A 19,870-nucleotide genomic window follows, 5' to 3' on the forward strand; every position below is an offset into this window, starting at 1 on the left:
AAGCCGCTATGACCAAGCAAGCTTTCAGCGAACGGGATATCTGTACCAAGTTCATCACACCGGCCATCCAGCAGGCGGGGTGGAATCTTCATACCCAGGTTCGCGAAGAGTACCCGGTCAGTGACGGCCGCATCATCGTGCGGGGCCGCATGCATCACCGCTCACACCCACGTCGAGCGGACTACGTGCTGTGTTTTCAGAAGAACCAGCCCATCGCTGTCATCGAGGCCAAGGATGCCAGCCATAGCCTGGCCCATGGCATGCAACAGGCGCAGGCCTACGCGGAAAAGCTCGATGTGCCTTTCGCCATCAGCTCCAATGGCAGCGGCTTTCTGTTCAGCGACCCGCACCGTCTGGTGTTCGATCAGGCCGAGACCGAGCTGGCGCTTGATCAACTACCGGGGCCGGATACCCTCTGGCACGGGTATCGCCGCTGGAAAGGCCTAAATGAAGAGACGCGCCCAGTCATCGAACAGCCCTTCTTCAATGACGGCAGCGGCCGTGCACCCCGTTACTACCAAGCGGTGGCTATCAATCGCACGGTTGAGGCCATCGCCAAAGGGCAGAATCGTCTGCTGCTGGTAATGGCCACAGGCACCGGTAAGACTTACACCGCTTTCCAGTTGATCTGGCGGCTATGGAAGGCCGGCCGCAAGCAGCGCATCTTGTTCCTCGCCGACCGCAACGCCCTGGTTGACCAAACCAAGAGAGGCGATTTCAAGCCCTTTGGCCAGGCGATGACCAAGATCACCAAGCGCCAGATCGAGAAATCACACGAGATCTACCTCTCGCTGTACCAAGCCGTTACCGGCAGCGAAGAAGAACAGAACATCTACAAGCAGTTCTCGCCGGACTTCTTCGATCTGGTCGTAATCGACGAGTGCCACCGAGGCAGTGCCGCCGAAGACTCCGCCTGGCGCGCCATCCTGGACTACTTCAGCGGCGCTACCCATATCGGGCTGACCGCGACGCCCAAGGAAACCACCGAGGTTTCCAACATCCACTACTTCGGCGAGCCCATCTACACCTACTCGCTCAAGCAGGGCATCGACGACGGCTACCTGGCGCCCTACAAGGTGATTCGGGTCGACCTGGACCGCGACCTGCAAGGCTGGCGCCCCAGCGATGGTCAAACCGATATCCACGGCGAGCTGATCGAGGATCGCATCTACAATCTGCGCGACTTCGACCGCAACCTGATCCTGACCCAGCGCACCGAGCTGGTCGCGCGGACCATCACCGATTATCTGGCCCAGACCGACCCGATGCAGAAGACCATTGTGTTCTGCGAGAACATCGACCATGCCGAGCGAATGCGCCAGGCGCTGGTCAACCTCAACCCGAAGCAGGTCGCGAAGAACCGCAAGTACGTGATGCGCATCACTGGGGACGAGCTCGAGGGTAAGGCCGAGCTGGACCATTTTACCGATCCCGAGGAGCCCTACCCCGTCATCGCGGTGACCAGCAAGCTGATGACCACCGGTGTCGACGCCAAGACCTGCAAGTTGATCGTGCTCGACCAGCGCATTCAGTCAATGACCGAGTTCAAGCAGATCATCGGGCGCGGCACGCGCATCGACGCCGAGCACGACAAGTTCTGGTTCACCATTCTCGACTTCCGCAAGGCAACGGAGTTGTTCGCCGACCCCGCCTTCGATGGCGAGCCCGAGCAGGTCTATGTGCCCAGCGACGGCGATCCGCTGCTGCCCGATGACGATGCTTCTGAAGACGAGGGCGAAGACGACGCCCCGGAGGACGGCAGCGATTCACCGGACGGCAAATCAACGTCAGATCCTTATGATCCGCCACTGGGTGATGGCGACGACGGCACGGACGGCCTTGGCGAGCCTCCAAGCAAATATGTGGTCAATGATGTCAGCGTGGCCGTCATCGGGCGTCGTGTGCAGTACCTGGGACCGGATGGCAAGCTGATCACCGAAGAGCTTACCGACTACACCCGCAGGACGGTGCGCGCCCACTACGCCACCCTGAAAGACTTTCTGCGCCGCTGGGAAGCCAGCGAACGCAAGCAGGCCGTGCTGGATGAGTTGGCCGGTCAAGGCGTGTTCTGGGAAGAGCTCACCAGCGAAGTCGAGAAGACCCTTGGTGATACGCCGGATCCCTTCGATGCCATCGTGCACATCGTCTACGGCCACCCCGCGTTGACTCGCCGCCAGCGCGCGGCCAAGGCGCGCCAGTCGGATTACTTCGCGCGCTATGAGGGCCAGGCGCGCGCCGTACTGGATGCCCTGCTCGACAAATACGCCGATAGCGGCGTAGCCACCATCGAAGACACCAAGGTGCTGCAGGTGACGCCGCTGGACCGGCTTGGCACCACGGTGGAGTTGACCCAGGCCTTCGGCGGCAAAGCAGGCTATCGCGAGGCCGTGCGGGAGCTCGAAGAAACACTCTACGCCGATGCCGCTACAGCCGTCTGACCGGGCTAGGTACAATACGTCGCATTCTGCGCGCCAGCGGCTCCGCTGGCGCGCTTCTGGTTATTGAAACGGGATTCCCATGAGCATCAGCAGTACCATCAAGAGCATTCAAGACATCATGCGCAAGGACGTCGGTGTCGACGGCGATGCCCAGCGCATCGGCCAGCTGGTCTGGATGCTGTTTCTGAAGATCTACGATGACCGCGAACAGGAATGGGAAGTGGTCTACGACGACTACGTGAGCCCCATTCCCGAGCATTTACGCTGGAGTAATTGGGCCGCCAATCCGGAGGGCATCACCGGCGAGGCGTTGAAGGACTTTATCGACAACACCCTCTTCCCCGGTTTGCAGCAATTGGATGCCGGGAGCGATGCCCGCGCCGCCGTGATACGCAGCGTGTTCGAAGATGCCTACAACTACATGAAGTCCGGCCATCTGCTGCGCCAGGTGATCAACCGCATCCAGGACGGCATCGACTTCAACGCCTCCCAGCAGCGGCATGCCTTCGGCGACATGTACGAGCAGATCCTCAAGGATCTGCAGAGCGCCGGCAACGCCGGGGAATTCTACACCCCGCGCGCCGTGACGGAGTTCATGGTCAATCGCGTCGATCCCAAGCTTGCCGAGAGCGTAATGGACCCCGCCTGTGGTACCGGCGGCTTTCTCACCTGTGCCATCGAGCACAAGCGCAAGCATTACGTGCAGACGCCCGCCGACGAGCAGGCGCTGCAATACAGCCTCTATGGTTGGGAGAAGAAGCCACTGCCTCACTTGTTGGCTACCACCAACATGATCCTGCACGGCATCGAGGTACCCAGCCAGATTCGCCATGACAACACGCTGAACCGCCCCTACCGGGACTGGGGGCCGGGTGAGCGGGTCAATGTCATCGTCGCCAACCCACCGTTCGGCGGCACCGAGGAAGACGGCATCGAGAGCAACTTCCCGGCGGAATTCCGCACCCGCGAGACCGCCGACCTGTTCATGACGCTATTCATCCGCCTGCTGAAACCCGGCGGCCGCGCCGCCGTGGTGCTGCCGGACGGCTTTCTGTTCGGGGAGGGCATGAAAACCCGGCTTAAGGAAAAGCTGCTGAACGAGTGCAACTTGCACACCATCGTTCGCCTGCCCAATGGCGTGTTCAACCCGTATACCGGAATCAAGACCAACCTGCTGTTCTTCACCAAAGGCCAGCCCACCGAGAACATCTGGTACTACGAACACCCCTATCCCGAAGGCTACAAGAACTACAACAAGACGCGCCCAATGCGCTTCGAGGAGTTCGCGACCGAGATCGACTGGTGGGGCGACGAAGCCGACGGCTTCGCTAGCCGCCAGGAAACGGAGCAGGCCTGGAAGATCGGCATCGACGAGATCAAGGCGCGAAACTATAACCTGGATATCAAGAACCCCTGGCAAGGCGAAGAAGTCAGCCACGACCCGGACGAGCTGCTTGAGCAGTACGCCCAACAGCAGGCGGAAATTCAAGAACTCCGCGACCAGCTCAAGGCCATCCTCGGTACCGCCCTCACCCGAGATACGGAAGGCCAGGCATGAGTGCACATAAGCTGATCACCGACCACCTCGACCTCTGGACCAGCGCTGTTACCCACAAGAGCGGTACCGGGCGTGGCACATCGGGTAAGAACGGGAAAATCGAGCTGACCGGCATCAAAAAGCTGCGCGAGCTTATTCTGGAGCTCGCCGTGCGCGGCAAGCTTGCCCCTCAATCTCCTGAAGATACTTCTTTCAGTGAATTACTTCTCAGGCTCCGAAAAAACCATACGCCGCCTAAAACAAGGGGACGCCAAACGGTATCAGGCGAGATTGCGCCAGATGAGCAGCCTTTCAATATACCGAGGAGCTGGACGTGGACAAGGCTAGGTGAAATAGCTAAAAACCTCGATAGCCAGCGTAAGCCCATAACAAAATCGGCACGAAAAGATGGCCTATATCCATATTATGGTGCTTCTGGCATTGTAGACTATGTTGACGACTACCTATTTGACGAACCATTGGTACTAGTCGGTGAGGACGGTGCCAAGTGGGACAAGGGAGAAGGAACAGCCTTTCCGATTTCAGGCAAGACCTGGGTAAACAATCACGCCCATGTTTTAAGGCCAAACAGGAAAGCTATCGCCGATGAATACCTAGTTTATTTCCTAGCTGCCGCCGACTTAAACCAGTATATCACCGGGATGACCGTTCCTAAGCTGAATCAAGCTCGACTGTCATCTATACCAGTTGCCACACCGTGCATTGATGAACAACATCGCATCGTGGCCAAAGTCAACGAGCTAATGGCTCTCTGCGACCGGCTGGAGAAGCAAGTCGGCGATCAGCTAGACGCCCAAGAAGTGCTGGTCGACACCCTGCTCGATGCCCTCACCCGCTCCGCCGATGCTGCCGAGCTAGCCGAGAATTGGGCCCGCGTGGCCGAGCACTTCGATACCCTCTTCACTTCTGAGGCCAGCATCGACAAACTCAAGCAGACCATCCTCCAGCTGGCAGTGATGGGGCGACTGGTGGAGCAGGATCCTGATGATGAGCCAGCGATTCATCTTCTGAACCGATATGGTATCGAAGGAAAATCTGATTTTCTTTCTGGATGGACTGAAGTTACTTTGGGTAATCTTGGGGAAATTCTTGGTGGATCTACACCAACCAAGTCCAATGCAGGATTTTGGGAGGGAAATATCCCTTGGGTTTCTCCAAAAGACATGAAACTCTCTGTCATCCAAGATTCTCAAAAAAAAGTCACAGAACAGGCGCTGCAACAGACAACATTGAAAAAAGTGCCAAAAAATAGCCTTTTAATGGTTGTTCGAGGCATGATTTTGGCTCACTCTTTCCCGGTAGCGATCAGTGGGCGTGAAGTCACGATCAACCAAGACATGAAAGCCTTGGTCCCGCCGGAGGAAATCACCCTTTATCTTCTCTTGTACTTACAAGCGGAGAAACCCAAGCTGATCGAACTTGTAGACCGCTCTAGTCATGGTACTTGCAAGTTAGTTTCAGAGAAACTTTGGTCGTATACTGTTTACTTACCTCCGATTGAAGAGCAATCCCGTATCGTTCAAAAAGTCGACGAACTGATGGCTCTATGCGACCAGCTCAAAGCCCGCCTAGGCGAGGCCGGCGAGACCCGCGCCCAGCTCGCTGAAACGGTAGTGGAAAAGGCGGTGTCCTGATGGCTTACGACAAACCTTGGCTCAGTTACCTTGAACAGCTACAACAGCTTAAAGACCGAGGCCTGACAATAACCGATGAGCAGCGGGCTCTGGCCCACTTGCAGCGGATCGGCTACTACCGCCTGAGCGGTTATTGGTATGCTTTTCGCGAGCGCTCGGGGGCATGTTCTCCGTTGAGCAAAAACGGCAAGCCCATGCTCAAGAAAGGCAGAACGGACCACCTGATGCTGGATACGTTCAAGCCTGGCGCCACCTTCCAGCAAGCCGTAGACCTCTACGTGTTCGATAAGCGCCTGCGTCTGCTGGCACTGGACGGGCTTGAGCGTATCGAGGTCGGGCTGCGGGTGGATATTGCGCATACGCTGGGGCGGTTGGATCCATACGCCTACCTGAACCCTTCCCTGCTGCACGATGAATTCGCCCAAAAAATCGATCAGAAAACCGGACTGACGCCGCTGCATAAATGGCAGGAAAACCAGGCGAGGCTGATCAATCGCTCGAAGGAGACCTTCATCGAGCATCACAAGAAGAAATATGGCTTGCCCGTACCGATCTGGATTGCTAGCGAGATTTGGGATTTCGGAACGCTATCGCATCTGTTTGGTGGCATGCGCGAGCGCGAGCAGGACGCCATCGCCGCTCGATACGGAATCAGCAACGGTCGTGTCTTCGCTTCCTGGCTGCGCAGCCTTAATTATCTGCGCAACGTTTGTGCACATCACAGCCGTCTCTGGAACCGGAACATGGCCGACCAGCCTCGAAAACCCGCGCAGGTAGAAGTGCCGCTTTTCGAGCACGCCTGGCAGGACTCTCATGTCCAGGCGCGCCCATTTCTACTGTTCTGCATCGTTCAGCATTTGCTGATGACGACAAACCCTACCTCTACTTGGTGGCAGCGTCTAAGCGAGCTATTGGTTAGCTTTCCAGACCTGACGCCGACCGGGCTTAACCTCAAGGGAATGGGCATCATTGATGGCTGGCATGATTGGAAATGGAAAGAACGGCAATAAAAAACCCCTAAGCAGCGCTACTGCCGAGCAGTCGCACCGATAGGGGCCGTGTTGAAGCGTATCTTAATTGCTACCTTCTACGCGTGCAAAGGGTTTTATATAGCCAATTAGAATAAGTGAGCTAACATGGCGATCGAGCAAGGAATCTGGAAGCTGGCAGGCAGTACAGGTGAGCAGCCGCAGAAGCTGCGGCCCATGGGACTCGCCGACGAGGGGCAGCTGGAAGAGCAAATCATGCAGGATGTCTCGATCCTCAATCAGGACTGGCTGTTGATCGGGCGACAGGTGCGCACCGGCTTCGACAAGCTGATCGACCTGCTGGCCATCGACGCCAATGGCACGATGATCATCATCGAGCTCAAGCGCGACAAGACGCCCCGCGATGTGGTGGCCCAGGCCATCGACTATGCCTCCTGGGTAGTCACGCTGGCCGACTACCAGTTGATCGAGATCTACCAGGCCTTCGCCGAGCGCTATCAGCGCCCTCACACGACGCTCGAGGACGCCTTCGAGGCCAAGTTCGGCATTCCCCTGGATAGCGTCACGGTCAACGAGAACCATCAGTTGGTGGTCGTGGCGACTCAGCTCGACGCCAGCAGCGAGCGGATCATCAACTACCTCAACGAGTACGCTCAACTCTCGATCAACGCCATGTTCTTCGCCTCTTTTGAAGACCAGGGCAACCGCTATCTGAGTCGAGCCTGGATGATCGACCCGGACGAACCAATCCAGCCAGCGACTCGTAAGACACGCAAGGAGCCATGGAACGGCGAGTTCTATGCCTCTTTCGGGGATAATCGCCCTTGGGAGCTGGCACGCCACTATGGCTTTATCGCCGGCGGCGGCGCGGCCTGGTACTCGAAAACGCTCGCCATGCTGTCCGAAGGTGACCGCGTCTGGGTCAACATCCCCAAGACTGGCTATGTGGGCGTAGCCGAAGTGACCGGCGAGCGTTGCCGCGCCGATCAGTTCAGGGTGCAGACAGATCAAGGCAGTACACGACTTCAGGACATCACGACGGCCAACGATTATCCGCATCTGTACCGAGCTATCGATGCCGATGACGAGGAAGCTGCGGAATATCTCGTACCGGTACGTTGGGTGGCCTCGCTCCCAACTTCCCGGGCGTTCAGCGAAGTTGGTCTGTTCGGCAACCAGAACACCGTCTGCAAGCCGACGACGCCAAAATGGGATCATACCGTGGCACGGCTGAAGCAGGCCTGGAAAATCGACGAGTCGTAGTGAATCTCCAGGAAAGCCCATATGTCATTTGCGGACTTATGGGCACAGCCCCTCAAGATAGATCTTCCGAGTAGCTTTCGGCCAGCTTCTGGATGTTTTGATCCATATACTGCACATGACAGGAACCTGAGCGCCAGCTGCTGCCGCCAGCCGTTCCAGTGCGAACGACGCATACAAAAACGCCGCAATCGCCAGAAATAACGATTGCGGCGTTTTCATTCGGCAGCGGTTTAGCCAGACGTCGTGTTGAGCGTTTTTTCCCCAGGCTTGCGAATCACCATGAAGTAGAAGAAGACGGCTGTCAGGGCGATGAAGAACAGACTATCCGGGCTGGTCAGGAAGACCAGTGGGCTGCCGTCATTGATCGACAGTGCGCGACGACAGTATTCCTCCAGGCTCGGCCCGAGCACGAAGCCCAGCAGCAGACAGACAGTAGGATATTTCTGCTTGCGCAGGAAGTAGGCCAGCACGCCGAACACCAGCGCCAGGGCCATCTGGAAAGTCGAGTAGGTCGCGACATAGCTGCCCACCAGCGCCACCACAGCGATGCTCGAGTAGAGAAAGTCGCGACGAATCGACACGATCTTCAGGAAGTACGGCCCCAGCAGGAAGAGCGTCAGAGGCACCAGAATCAGGGCACTAACGAACAGCGAGGCAAACATCGGCGCGATCAGATCGAGCTGCTGGGTCATGAACTGAGGCCCAGGCTGCAGGCCATTGATCACCAGCACGCCGAGAACGATGGCTGTCGTTGGATCGCCAGGAATCCCGAAGGTGAGCATAGGGACGAAAGCACCGCCACACATGGAGTTGTTGGCGCATTCGGCAGATGCGATGCCTTCAGGATTCCCTTTGCCATATCGCTCCGGGTGCTTCGAAGAACGCATGGATTCTGCGTAGGAGACGAAAGCCGCCATCGAGCCGCCAGCGCCGGGCAGGATACCGACCGAGTAGCCGATAAGCGCACTCTTCAGATAGCGCAGAATGCCAATTTCCCGGACTTCCGACAGCGGCGGAATGAAGTCGCGCCGACGCACCTTCGCGGCCTGCAGCTTGCTGGGGTCCACGGTGCGAGTACTGCGGCTGTCGGCTTGAATCAGCAGCTCGCTGATGGCGAACGTGCCAATGATCAGCGGCATCATATCAATCCCCTGAACCAACACGCTGCTATCGAAGGTGAAACGCGCGACCGGTTGCACTACATCGATGCCAATAGTAGCCACCATGACACCGAGCAGGGTGGCAATCATTCCCTTCGTGACCGATCCGCGCTGGGAGATGATGATCACGATGAGTGCGAAGGCGATCAGGGAAAACTTGCCGGGCGTGCGAATAAGCAAGGCGACATCGGCGGCCAGGGGAGACAGTACCATCAACAGCAGAGCCCCCACAGAACCCCCGATCATCGACCCGAGCGCGGCATGGCCCAATGCCTTGGCACCTTCGCCGCGCTGCTGCATCGGATAGCCTTCCAATGCCGTCATCATCGACGAAGGCGCGCCAGGAATATTGATGGTCGTCGCCGTGATGCTGCCGCTGCACATGCCCGCCATGAAGATACTGGCACATGCCACCAGTGCCGTGGTGACATCGAGGCTATAGGTCAGGGGAAGCAACAGCGCGATAGCTAGCACTGACGTCAGTCCCGGCACTGCTCCGAACAGCGTGCCGATCAGGAAGCCGCCTACCATATAGAGAAGCGTTTCGGGATTGGCCAGGGCAGAAAACCCACCCAACAGTCCATATAGCGATTCCATGATCATTGACTCCACAGGGTCGGCAGACGAACCTGGAAAAAGACGTCGAACAGCAAGAATCCGGCTCCGGTGATGATCAGCGTGGCGACCAGCTTCATCGGCCACTTCTGCACGGAACCGCTACCGAACTGAAACATCAGCATCAACACGTAGAGGAATGTCGATACGAAATATCCGATCAAATCAAAGGCCAGCAGATATAAAGCTGTAAGAAGAACAACGCTGATGGCGCCAAGCGAAATTCCACCAATGCTTTTGCTCACCTGATCCTCATCTGAAGCGCCGCCCCCATCACCTTCGCCGGATTCCTCGCCATGCTTGCTGCGAGCTCGACGAACCTCTTGTGCCATCACGCACACCAGGGCGATCAGCATGATCAGTGCTGTCGTTATAGGAAAGAAAGAAGGCGTCATGTTGCCCTCTTTCATCGGGGGACCAAGTTGTATCGCTGACAACAGATAGGCAAGCGTGATAATCGCCAGCACTGCCGGAACGTAGAACCCGCCGCCTAGGGAAAACCGTTTGGGGGACATATCAGAACCTGTTGGAAAACCGCTGCGCCATGCAATGTGCACGGCGCAGCGACAGCATGAGCTCGTATTGGACTTTTACTTTTCCAACACGCCCTTTTCGACCAGATCATCCATGGTCTCGAAGAGCCGCTGTTGAGTATCGTGCGACCATTGCGTCACATCGTCGGAACCCAACCAGGCAGGCGTCACGCCGATTTGCGTCAACCATTGCTGGAACTCGTCACTCTCGTAAGCTTCGTTATAGGTCGCTTCCAGTGTCTCAATTACATCGTCAGGAGTACGTTCAGGGGCCACCAGTGTAATGAAGCTCCCCATTTGCAGATCCAATCCGGTGTCGGTTTCCGTTACAGGCGGAACATTAGGAAAACCTTCGTTCTGCGTGTCGGAGAACTCGACCAGGCCACGTGCCTGACCAGACTCGATCAAGGGTGCGAGATCGCCCAGGCTAGTAACGACCGCATCGACCTCGCCGTTGAGAAGTGCCTCTTTCTGAGTGGCGGCACTGTTATCGTAGGAAACGATCTTGAAGTCGGCGCCTGTCTGCTCCTGGAGCTGCAGCAGCGTCAGGTGCGTTCTGGCCCCCATGTTCTGGATGCCGACACGGATACTGCCGGGATTTTCCTTAGCGGCTGCAATCAAATCGCTCAATGATTGATAAGGCGCATCCTCCGCCACGGTAATCGCATCGGCCTCTTGGGTGATGCGAGCGATCATCTTCATGCGATCCATGTCGAAGCCGGGCAGCATATCCTTCCAGGGGATCGTGATGATGCTGTCATACGTAATAGCCGCAATCGTGTAACCATCCGGACGCGCATCCATCAATTGAAGCAAGCCGGTAGCTGTCATGCCGCCTGCGACGTTTTCCACGTACATCGAGACCGGTACGGAATCTTCCGCAAGATTTGAGATTTTGCGCACGATGGCGTCAGTGCCGCCGCCGGCAGCCGCAGGGACGATGACACGAATATCGCGATTCGGAAAATCGGCCTGAGCAGTACTGGCAGCAAACGTTGCCATGCAAGCCATTCCCAAAAGTGTTTTTTGCAGCTTCATTATTTCCCCCTTTCTGAGCTCATCGTCTTGCCACATGCCTCCAGCCGAAGCACCTTTACTGCATTCGATTTCATCTCGTTCAGTCGGTAGAGATGCAAACCAAATCGCAATATTCAAAACCCATCACTTCAGGTCTGATCCTGTAGCTCGAACCGAATGAATCAATCCTGTCTCATGTAACGTCATACATCATACAACAAGCTAGAGACTCAGTTCGGGAGAGGCAATACACCAAAGGTCTCATGTAGACGAAAGTCACCCATGGCGAACACTTGGTCAGCCACCGACATACCCACGGAGTGATGCTAAACGTCATCTTCAGCTTCTCGGTCACGCTACACGACGTTTATACCCAACCGCCGGCTATCAGAGACTCAGACAACAACTCCGAGAACGGAAATCGCACAAGGGCTGGCTGAGCCTACGTTATTCAGGAGGGATCTGGCCTGCATGATGGCGGGTGCACAAAACGATGGTAGGAATGCTGACAAGACCGGTGACGGACTAGCGCTGGCGATGAAGCTCGATCACCAGCGCCAAGAGAACCACTCAGGAGTTCGCCATGCGGACGCTACCGGCATCTGCACTGCGTGCTCTTACCAGCCAAAAGCCCACGGCGCCGGCGATTACCAGCATGACGCCGCACCCCGTCGCCAGCAGGTAGGCGCCCGTCACTACGCTATCGGCTACAGCAAAGCGTCCGGCCAGCGCCGCCAGCGAATCGGCGTACTGCCACCACAAAAAGGCCCCCACCACGACGCCGGTAAGCATGGTCGCCACGGCTACCCGGCGGCTGACAGCCGCCCAACTGCGCTCGTTCTCCACCGGGCTGCGATGCAGGAAGGCACGGTACTCACTCTCGGCCTGGCTGACGCGGGTCAACCTGGAAGCAATTACGATCGCCGCCAGCGCCACGATAGTACTCAGCAGAACCGGGTGGAGATAGACGGGTAGCGAGATCCAGTCGGCCTGCTTCATCAGCGACAGGATCAAGTTGCCGACGAAGCCGACCCCTAGGCCCCAGCCGGCACCGGCAGCGGTAATCCGACGGCTCCAGATACTCATCAGCGCCACCGGCCCCCAGGAGGAGGCGAACAACGTGGCAGCAAACCACACCACCGCCATCACCGCCGGCGGTTGGAAGAGCGCCAGCAGCAGTGCCACCAACCCGGCCGCCAGAACACCGATACGGCTCGCCCGCATGGCACTACGCTCGCTGCGCGAAGACGGCAGGATATCGTGGGCAAGGCTGAAACCGATGATCGATAGAAAGGTCGAGCACGAGGAGAGCCCGGCAGCAAACACGCCGGTAAGGATAATGACGCCGAGCCAGCTCGGCAGTACGTTGAGTGCCGCCCACACCATGGCACGCTCGCCGTCGAGCGTCGGGTCATAGAGGTTGATCGCTGCGCCGGTCATCATCATCAGCGCATAGAAGATCGCCAGCACCACCGCGGTGAGCATCGCCGAACGCATCACGACGTGCTCATTGCGCGCCATCAGATAGCGGCTCGACTGCCAGGGGCTGGCCGCCAGCACCGTGGCCCACACTAGTCCCAGCGTCAGCCCCCAGATGAGCGCTTCACCGGGCGAGGAGAAGGTCGCGCCCTCACCTTCGATCACGCCGTGCCACAGCGCGATGCCGGGCTTGTCGGACTGCGTCAGCAATCCCTCGATCACCCCCGACCAGCCCCCAAGGTCGCTGATGATATAGAGCGAGCCGCCCACCGCGGCGACAGAGAAAATCACGAACATCACGGTGTCGGTCAGCACCACGCCCTGAGAACCAGAGTAGAGAATGAAACCCGTGTAGGTGAGCCACACCAGCACCAACCCAGCCCAATAGGGCAGCCCGGTGAGTTCCTCGAACATGATGCCCGCGCCCTGCATCACGCCTAGCAGGTAGGCACCCAAGCCAAAGACGGTGGTGAGCCCGGCGATCATCTGCACGCGCTTCGAGGCAAAGCGCTTGCCGAAGAACTCAGGCACCGTCAACGCCCCGCTGCGACGCAGATAGCGGCCGAACACCAGCGCACCGAGTAGACAGCCCGAGGTGCTGATGGCGGCGAAGATCAGCATGACAAAGGGGTAGCCATCGTAGGCGAAACCGGTCTCGCCCAGGAAGGCGCTGGTACTCAGGTAGCTGGCAACCAAGGTGCCGAGAATCATCAGCGTGGGGGCATTACGCCCAGCGACCAGGTAGTCATCGAGATCCTTGACCCGGCGGCCGGCCAGGTTGCCGATGATGAAGTAGCCGATGAGGCTCAGCACGATAGCAGCGGTATAGACCATGGCGAATGACACTTGTTGTTGGAATTCGCAGCCATGGTAAGTACCTACATACGGGTCATTGTCTTCGTTGCGACATCCACCTCAATCAACGCGACTCGCCCTTCTTTCCTCAGCATCACCGGCCATGCTCCTTTGCAACTATCCATGAATAGCTGTCAAAGGCAGCGCCTGTGTAATACGCCTGGGGCACGGCCAATCAAGAAAGATATTCCGAATAACTTTCGGCCAGCTTCTGGATGTTCTCATCCATGTACTGCAAATGCGTTTTCATAGCGCTTTCCGCAGCGTCGGGGGCGCTCTTGGCGATGGCATCAATAATCCGCGTGTGTTCCTCGACGATCGCGGGCACGCGTTCTTCGTTGAGAAAAAGCATCCGGACTCGATTGATATGCAGCTGAACGTGATAAATGATTTGCCACACTGATGGTCGCCCAGCGATATCGGCAATCTTTTGATGAAGCTCTTCGTCGAGGGTTTCGATCTTGTAGTATTGCCCTTGCCGATACACTAGCCGCTGATGCTCAAGATTGTCGTATAAATCTTGAGCATCGCGGTCGCTGCATTGAGCGGCGGCATCGCGTATCAAAGCGCATTCCAATACCGAACGGGTGTAATGAGCCGCCTTGACCACCTCGAGTCGGATAGGCGTCACGAACGTGCCGCGCTGGGCGAAGATATCGACGAAACCGTCGTAGCGCAGCCGCATCAGGGCTTCGCGAATCGGCGTGCGACTGATGCCGAACTCTTCCGACAGCGCTTTTTCATGAATCCTTTCACCGGGTTTCAGTACGGTGGTAATGATCTTGTCGCGTATATCGCTATAGGCACGATCACTCGACGACCGTTCCTGCACCCCTTTCATCATGCTTTTGACTCCTGGTTAACGCGGCCCATGACGCTCGGTTACCGCCCATCCTACCCTTCCGCCCTATACGGAGCTAACCGTTGGCAGCGCGCACGCATCGCGTATCAACGAGTGGTCGAGTTCCTGCAGGTCGTTACACCCGAGGAGCCCCAGGGTGCGGTCCATCTCCTTGTACAGTAAGCAAAGTGCATGATCGACGCCCGCCTGGCCGCCTGCGCCGAGCCCGTAGAGCGTCGTTCGGCCGAGCAGCACCGCGTCTGCTCCCAGGAGTACCGCCTTGAGAATATCGCTGCCGCGCCTGAAGCCACCGTCCAGCAAGATGGTGAGCGCATCACCCACGGCCACCTTGACGTCGGGGAGGATCTCCATCGGCGAGACAGAGCTGTCCAGTTGGCGTCCGCCATGGTTGGACAACACGATGCCATCGATACCGTATTCCACCGCCGTGCGGGCTTCTTCCGCCGACAGGATGCCCTTGATCAGCAAATTACCGGACCAGTTATCCCGCAGCCAGCGAATGTCCTCCCAGTTCAGGGAGGGCATCAAATGCTTGCCTATCTCGGCAGCCGCGCCCTGCACGGAGGAATCCTCGGGCGGCAACAGATCACCCAGGTTCTTGAAGGTCGGCACGCCATGCGGATACAGCACGTCCTTCATCCAGCGCGGTCTGCTCAACACATGCAGCTTGTTACGCCAATTGAGCACGAAGGGACGCGCGTAATTGCGCGTGTCCCATTCCCGGTTGCCGTAGATGGCGCTGTCCGTGGTCACGACGATGGTGTCGTAACCTGACTCACGGCAACGGTTTACCAACTTCTCTACGTAGTCATGGTCGCGATAGAAGTAGATCTGCATCCATGGCCATCCACCGGGGACCTTGGCGATCTCCTCCAGCGGCTCGGTCGAGGCATTGCTCAGCGTGAACGGAATGCCCCGGTCCGCCGCAGCGCGAGCCAACTTGGAATCTCCATCCTGTGTAATCATGCCGTTGAACCCCGTCGGTCCGATCACGACCGGCATGCTCATCCGGTGGCCCAACAGGTCTCGGCTGAGATCCCGCTGACTGACATCGGTCAACGTCTTGGGCGTGAACCGGTAGCGATTGAAGACGGCTCGATTGTTCAGCAGGCTGACTTCGTCGTCGGCGCCACCATGAATGTATTCATAGACGAAGTTCGGAAGCCGTCGGCGTGCGATCTCGGCAAGTTCCGCGATGCTCAGTGCCTGATCGTAGCGCCGTCTACGTGGCATGCTTCTTTTCATGTCAGCTCCATCATTCAACCGTTGTGCAGAATACTTAAGGGATAGGTCACGATCTCGGGGAAGAGAATCAGTGCAAACAGGATCGCCACGTACATCAGCAGCATCGGCCATATGCCACGCGAAATGTCGATGATGCTGATTCGGCTGATGCTGCAGCCCACATAGAGCACCGTGCCCACCGGCGGTGTGATCAAGCCGATGGAGAGGTTGATGATCATCACAACACCGAAGTAGATGGGATCGATACCGAGCTGCTCGACCACTGGGATAAGCACGGGCGCGAAAATCAGCACGGCGGGCGTCATATCCATCACGCAGCCGAACAGCAGCAGTATGACCATGATGATCAAGAGCATCAGTGTCGGGCTATCCGTAATACTCGTGAGCCCTGCCGCGATCTGGGTGGGAACCTGCGCTACCGTGATTGCATATGCCGTGACAATGGCGGCCGAGGCAATCAGCATCACGATGGCCGTCGTCTTGGCGGTATTGGTGAGCACATCGAAAATCTGCGTCAGGCGGATTTCTCTGTAGAAGAGACTGATAACGAAAGCATATACCGCTGCAACAACGCCCGCCTCGGTCGGTGTAAACACGCCACCACGCAGCCCGACAATAATGATGAGGGGCAATAGCAAGGCCCAAAAGGCACGTTTGAAACTTCGGAAGCGCGCCTGCCAACTTGCACGCTCGAGTCTCTGTGTATCGGCTTTTCGAGCAACCAGCCACCAAGTGAACGTCATGCCGATCGCCATGAGAATTCCGGGCACGATGCCACCCATGAACAACCCGGTAATCGAGACGCCGCCCACGACCCCGTAAAGAATCAAGGGAATGCTCGGCGGAATCACGGTGCCCACGATGCCGACGGACGCCACTAGGGCAGTCGAGCGCTTTTTCTCGTAGCCTTGTGCCACCATCATGGGAATGAGGATCGAGCCCAGCGCTGCGGTATCGGCAACGGCGGAGCCGGATAACCCAGCAAAGATCACGCCGGCCACGATGGCGACATAGCCCAGGCCGCCTTTCACATGGCCCACCAGTGACGAGGCAAAGTCGACGATGCGCTTGGAAACGCCCCCGGCATTCATGATCTCGCCGGTCAGGATGAAAAAGGGAATGGCCATCAAGGCAAAACTATTGGCCCCGGTGATGAAATGCTCGGCCAATGTCGTGACATTGAACATGTCCTGAGTCCACATCATCACCACGGCGGAGCTGAGCATGGCAAAGGCGATCGGCATGCCGATCAACATCAACGAGAACAGCACGGCGAGAAAGACGACGACCATCATGACACCGACTCCTGGTCATGATCGTATGCCCATGTGGGGCCATTGCGGCCGGTCAGGACGAAGCTCAACGCCTGGTACGCCATCACTGCGGACATCAGAATGGCCGCGATCATGCCGGCATAGTAGTAATTGTTGATGGGAATATCGGTGGCGGGCCCGGTAATCCCCACGTTCAGTTCGATCAGGACCAGCAGTCCTTTGACCACGAGCGTCATCACCGCCACGGTCAGGGCCGTCGTCAGCAGGAACAGCAGCTTCTGAAGCCAGCCGGGAATATGGCGCACCAGGATATCCACGCCCAGGTGGCTATGTTCCACCACGGCGAGGATGGAGCCCAGGAACACGACCCATACGAAGAGGTATCGCGCCACCTCACTGGACCATGTCAGTCCGCTGTCGAAGGCATAGCGGAGCACGACATTGGTAAAGACAAACCCCACCATCAGCACCAGGGCCACGGCAATGGCCAGCCTGATGGATGTTTTCAAGAAACCGAACAAGGCCGTCATCGACATGAAACCACCTCTTGTCCACTCGGTTTTGCCATGCGAACTCCAGGAGTTCGCATGGCATGCGTATGACGAGCCTCAGGAGCCTTCACGTACCATCTTCACCATGTCTTCAGCCCAGTCGTACTGACTGTAAAAGTCGTCATAGATCGGCTGAACGGCTTTCACCATTTCATCGTAAAGTGCCTGGCTCGGCTCCGTCACTTCCAGGCCAGCCTTCTCGAGCTCTTGCTTGATCTCTGAGGCGGATTCGCGCATCAGCTGCCACTCCATCTCCATGGATTGACGAGAGGCTTCCTGGATGACGTCTTTCTCGTCATCGCTCAGGTTGTCGTAAAACTGCTGGTTCATCAGGTACACGTTGGGGCTGAACATGTGCCGGCTTTCCAGCACGTGGTTCTGCACCTCGTACCACCCCGAGCGATAAAGCGTGGCCAGGGGATTATCCTGTCCGTCGATCACCCCCTGTTCGAGCGCCGGGTAGACTTCGGACATCCCCATGGTTTGCACATTGGCGCCTAATGCCTGACCCACTTTCACGTACAGCTCCAAATTCGGCATTCTTAGTTTAAAGCCGTCGAAATCCTCCATGCTTTCGATTTTTTCTTTGCTCGAGAAAACGCGAAAGCCATTCGCCGTCCACGCCAAGGGCTCTACACCCAGCTCACGAAAATAGGGATCGATCTTCTCGCCGACAGGGCCATTCAGCATCGACTGTGCTTGATCATAGTCTTCGAACAGGAACGGCCACTCGGGGAAACCGATTTGCGGCTTGGCTGTCTGCAGCCCCATGCCGGCAATCGCCATTTCGATACTGCCGGTTCTGACCCCATTGGTGTATTGCCGCTCATCACCGAGCGAACTGTTCGGATAGATTTTGACTTGCATGTCGGAGTGGCTCTCGACATACGGTTTGAATTCCTCACGAATAGCCACGTTTTGCGGGTGGTCTTCCGCAAAATAACTCGCGACCTTGATGGTTGCCGTGCTCTGTGCGTAGACATGTCCGGCAAACATGGCCGTTCCCATCAAAGCGGAACCAACCAGAGTGCGGCCTATGATGGCTGAGAGTGAATATGTCATTTGTTGTGCTCCCCGTTAGCAGATACAGGCGCTGGCATCGGAGGCTCCTTTCAGGAGCCAACTAGTATACTAGTATTCACTCTGTATCGCGCCTAGAAAGACTTTTGTCTAAACGCAAACGTCCTGGTTCTCGTGCTGACGCTGAACAGGAAGGTGGAGACTTGCAGGTTAGGCGAGAGCGATAGCCCCTCCGGTGACAGTCGGACTTGGGGTCGCGTCATTCCCGAGATACCTTTACGCGCCTCACGCGTCGTTACCCACGACAATGAAACTCGGCACGGGGCAACCTTGCTGCCCTTGGACTCACCCCAATCATGAGGGAGCATCGCCCGGCATCTACGATCTTGGCACCGGGCGACGCTCCCACGGATTGAGTATGTCGATACCAATCGACTCGAAGTCCTTCACGTTGCGGGTAGCCAGCGTAGCGTGATGCTGTCGACAGATCGCAGCGATTTGAGCGTCCGCAGCATGCACCACCCTACCTGCACGCTCACTGATTGCCACATGTTCTGCGTAGTGCACTGCCGCAACCTCATCGAATGGCAGAATGCGACCCGCAAAGTCTTCCTCGAACATCTCCGCGGCCATGGCGGTGAAACGGCGTTGGTGTTTGCCGCTGGGCAAGCGCTCGAGGCCATAGAGAATTTCCGCCACGGTAATAGCAGAGATAGTCACGGCACTCGCATCCTGACTATCCAGCCAGGCGATGACGCACGCGTCCGGTTCGGGCCGCATAAGCTCGGATAACACGTTGGTATCCAGGACGATCATGCGTCGAGGTCCGGAGCGCGAAGCTTATCAGACCTGGCTGGCACTTCCAGCTCGACACCTCCCGCTGCCGCAAAACGCTCCCGTATACGGCTGCCTTGCCCCTCTTTTTGAGGTTGACTCAAGGCACTGCGAAGAATAATACGTACTTCCTCTTCCATGGAGTGACCATGCCTGGCCGCTTCCATACGAAGCTGAGTCTTTACCTGCTCGTCCAAATTGCGAATCGTGATCGATGCCATACTAGCTTCCCTATGCGATCTCAACGCAATCAATGATAGCGCCGAACCGTCGAAAGCATCTGCTCGAAAGAGGGAATGGCTGATGTTCTATGGCAGGAGGTAGTGGTTAGTGGCAGCCTTTGAGTATCACGCTAGATGTGAGGGAAGGGTATTGGGAATGGTGGGCCCAGACGGACTTGAACCGCCGACCAAGGGATTATGAGTCCCCTGCTCTAACCAACTGAGCTATAGGCCCTGACGCAACGGGGCAGTATCATAGCGGATGCCGATAAACGAGACTAGGGGTGATTGGCTCCTGGAGTGTGATTCCATCCCATGGAGG

General features: G+C 57.3%; 16 protein-coding genes and 1 tRNA gene. 5 read left to right on the forward strand and 12 right to left on the reverse strand.

The features are described from left to right. Nucleotides 1-8 precede the first annotated feature (8 nt). From OP496_RS02210 to OP496_RS02230, 5 genes are all read left to right on the forward strand, one after another. On the forward strand, nt 9-2,438 hold the full coding sequence (locus OP496_RS02210) for a DEAD/DEAH box helicase family protein (protein ID WP_280561740.1): 2,430 nt from the start codon (nt 9-11) through the stop codon (nt 2,436-2,438). 79 nt (nt 2,439-2,517) lie between these two features. Continuing rightward, nucleotides 2,518-3,996 (forward strand): class I SAM-dependent DNA methyltransferase, encoded by a 1,479-nt coding sequence (locus OP496_RS02215; protein WP_280561741.1) that lies wholly within the window; start codon nt 2,518-2,520, stop codon nt 3,994-3,996. Next, nucleotides 3,993-5,630, forward strand: coding sequence for a restriction endonuclease subunit S (locus OP496_RS02220; RefSeq protein ID WP_280561742.1), 1,638 nt, complete (start codon nt 3,993-3,995; stop codon nt 5,628-5,630). Before OP496_RS02215 ends, OP496_RS02220 begins: the two co-directional genes overlap by 4 nt. Continuing rightward, nucleotides 5,630-6,640 (forward strand): Abi family protein, encoded by a 1,011-nt coding sequence (locus OP496_RS02225; protein ID WP_280561743.1) that lies wholly within the window; start codon nt 5,630-5,632, stop codon nt 6,638-6,640. Before OP496_RS02220 ends, OP496_RS02225 begins: the two co-directional genes overlap by 1 nt. A 126-nt stretch (nt 6,641-6,766) precedes the next feature. Beyond that, a complete protein-coding gene (locus tag OP496_RS02230; RefSeq protein WP_280561744.1) occupies nt 6,767-7,882 on the forward strand; it encodes an endonuclease NucS domain-containing protein in 1,116 nt (371 codons plus the stop codon). Nucleotides 7,883-8,112: 230 nt separating this feature from the next. Here the strand turns inward: OP496_RS02230 and OP496_RS02235 are convergent, their stop codons facing one another. The 12 genes from OP496_RS02235 to OP496_RS02290 all read right to left on the reverse strand — a co-directional run bounded on the left by OP496_RS02235 (nt 8,113) and on the right by OP496_RS02290 (nt 19,783). Beyond that, nucleotides 8,113-9,639, reverse strand: a complete 1,527-nt coding sequence (locus tag OP496_RS02235) for a tripartite tricarboxylate transporter permease (protein ID WP_280561745.1) — start codon at nt 9,637-9,639, stop codon at nt 8,113-8,115. Between the two features lie 2 nt (nt 9,640-9,641). Then, a complete protein-coding gene (locus tag OP496_RS02240; RefSeq protein WP_280561746.1) occupies nt 9,642-10,172 on the reverse strand; it encodes a tripartite tricarboxylate transporter TctB family protein in 531 nt (176 codons plus the stop codon). Nucleotides 10,173-10,247: 75 nt separating this feature from the next. After that, a complete protein-coding gene (locus OP496_RS02245) occupies nt 10,248-11,228 on the reverse strand; it encodes a tripartite tricarboxylate transporter substrate binding protein (protein WP_280561747.1) in 981 nt (326 codons plus the stop codon). Between the two features lie 549 nt (nt 11,229-11,777). Beyond that, complete coding sequence (locus tag OP496_RS02250) at nt 11,778-13,520, reverse strand: sodium:solute symporter family protein (protein WP_280561748.1); 1,743 nt, start codon at nt 13,518-13,520, stop codon at nt 11,778-11,780. 196 nt (nt 13,521-13,716) lie between these two features. After that, entirely contained in the window at nt 13,717-14,385 is a 669-nt protein-coding gene (locus OP496_RS02255; protein WP_280561749.1) for a GntR family transcriptional regulator, read from the reverse strand. Nucleotides 14,386-14,448: 63 nt separating this feature from the next. Continuing rightward, nucleotides 14,449-15,636 (reverse strand): alpha-hydroxy acid oxidase, encoded by a 1,188-nt coding sequence (locus OP496_RS02260; RefSeq protein WP_280561751.1) that lies wholly within the window; start codon nt 15,634-15,636, stop codon nt 14,449-14,451. Nucleotides 15,637-15,662: 26 nt separating this feature from the next. Next, the gene (locus OP496_RS02265) at nt 15,663-16,943 is read right to left on the reverse strand and encodes a TRAP transporter large permease (protein WP_280561753.1); all 1,281 of its coding nucleotides are present in this window, start codon (nt 16,941-16,943) and stop codon (nt 15,663-15,665) included. Next, on the reverse strand, nt 16,940-17,458 hold the full coding sequence (locus tag OP496_RS02270) for a TRAP transporter small permease (protein ID WP_280561754.1): 519 nt from the start codon (nt 17,456-17,458) through the stop codon (nt 16,940-16,942). The genes OP496_RS02265 and OP496_RS02270 overlap by 4 nt, the downstream gene beginning before the upstream one ends. Nucleotides 17,459-17,530: 72 nt before the next feature. Beyond that, complete coding sequence (locus tag OP496_RS02275) at nt 17,531-18,535, reverse strand: TRAP transporter substrate-binding protein (RefSeq protein ID WP_280561755.1); 1,005 nt, start codon at nt 18,533-18,535, stop codon at nt 17,531-17,533. A gap of 336 nt (nt 18,536-18,871) precedes the next feature. Further along, nucleotides 18,872-19,309: a type II toxin-antitoxin system VapC family toxin gene (locus tag OP496_RS02280; RefSeq protein WP_280561756.1), complete on the reverse strand. Its 438-nt coding sequence runs from the start codon at nt 19,307-19,309 to the stop codon at nt 18,872-18,874. Continuing rightward, nucleotides 19,306-19,548 carry a plasmid stabilization protein gene (locus tag OP496_RS02285; RefSeq protein ID WP_280561757.1) on the reverse strand — a complete coding sequence of 81 codons (243 nt, stop codon included), beginning with the start codon at nt 19,546-19,548 and terminating at the stop codon, nt 19,306-19,308. Before OP496_RS02285 ends, OP496_RS02280 begins: the two co-directional genes overlap by 4 nt. Nucleotides 19,549-19,706: 158 nt before the next feature. Beyond that, nucleotides 19,707-19,783: transfer RNA gene (locus OP496_RS02290), tRNA-Ile, on the reverse strand. Nucleotides 19,784-19,870: the final 87 nt, after the last annotated feature.

Origin of the sequence: Chromohalobacter sp. 48-RD10 (assembly GCF_029889785.1) — a bacterium.
GTDB lineage: Bacteria > Pseudomonadota > Gammaproteobacteria > Pseudomonadales > Halomonadaceae > Chromohalobacter.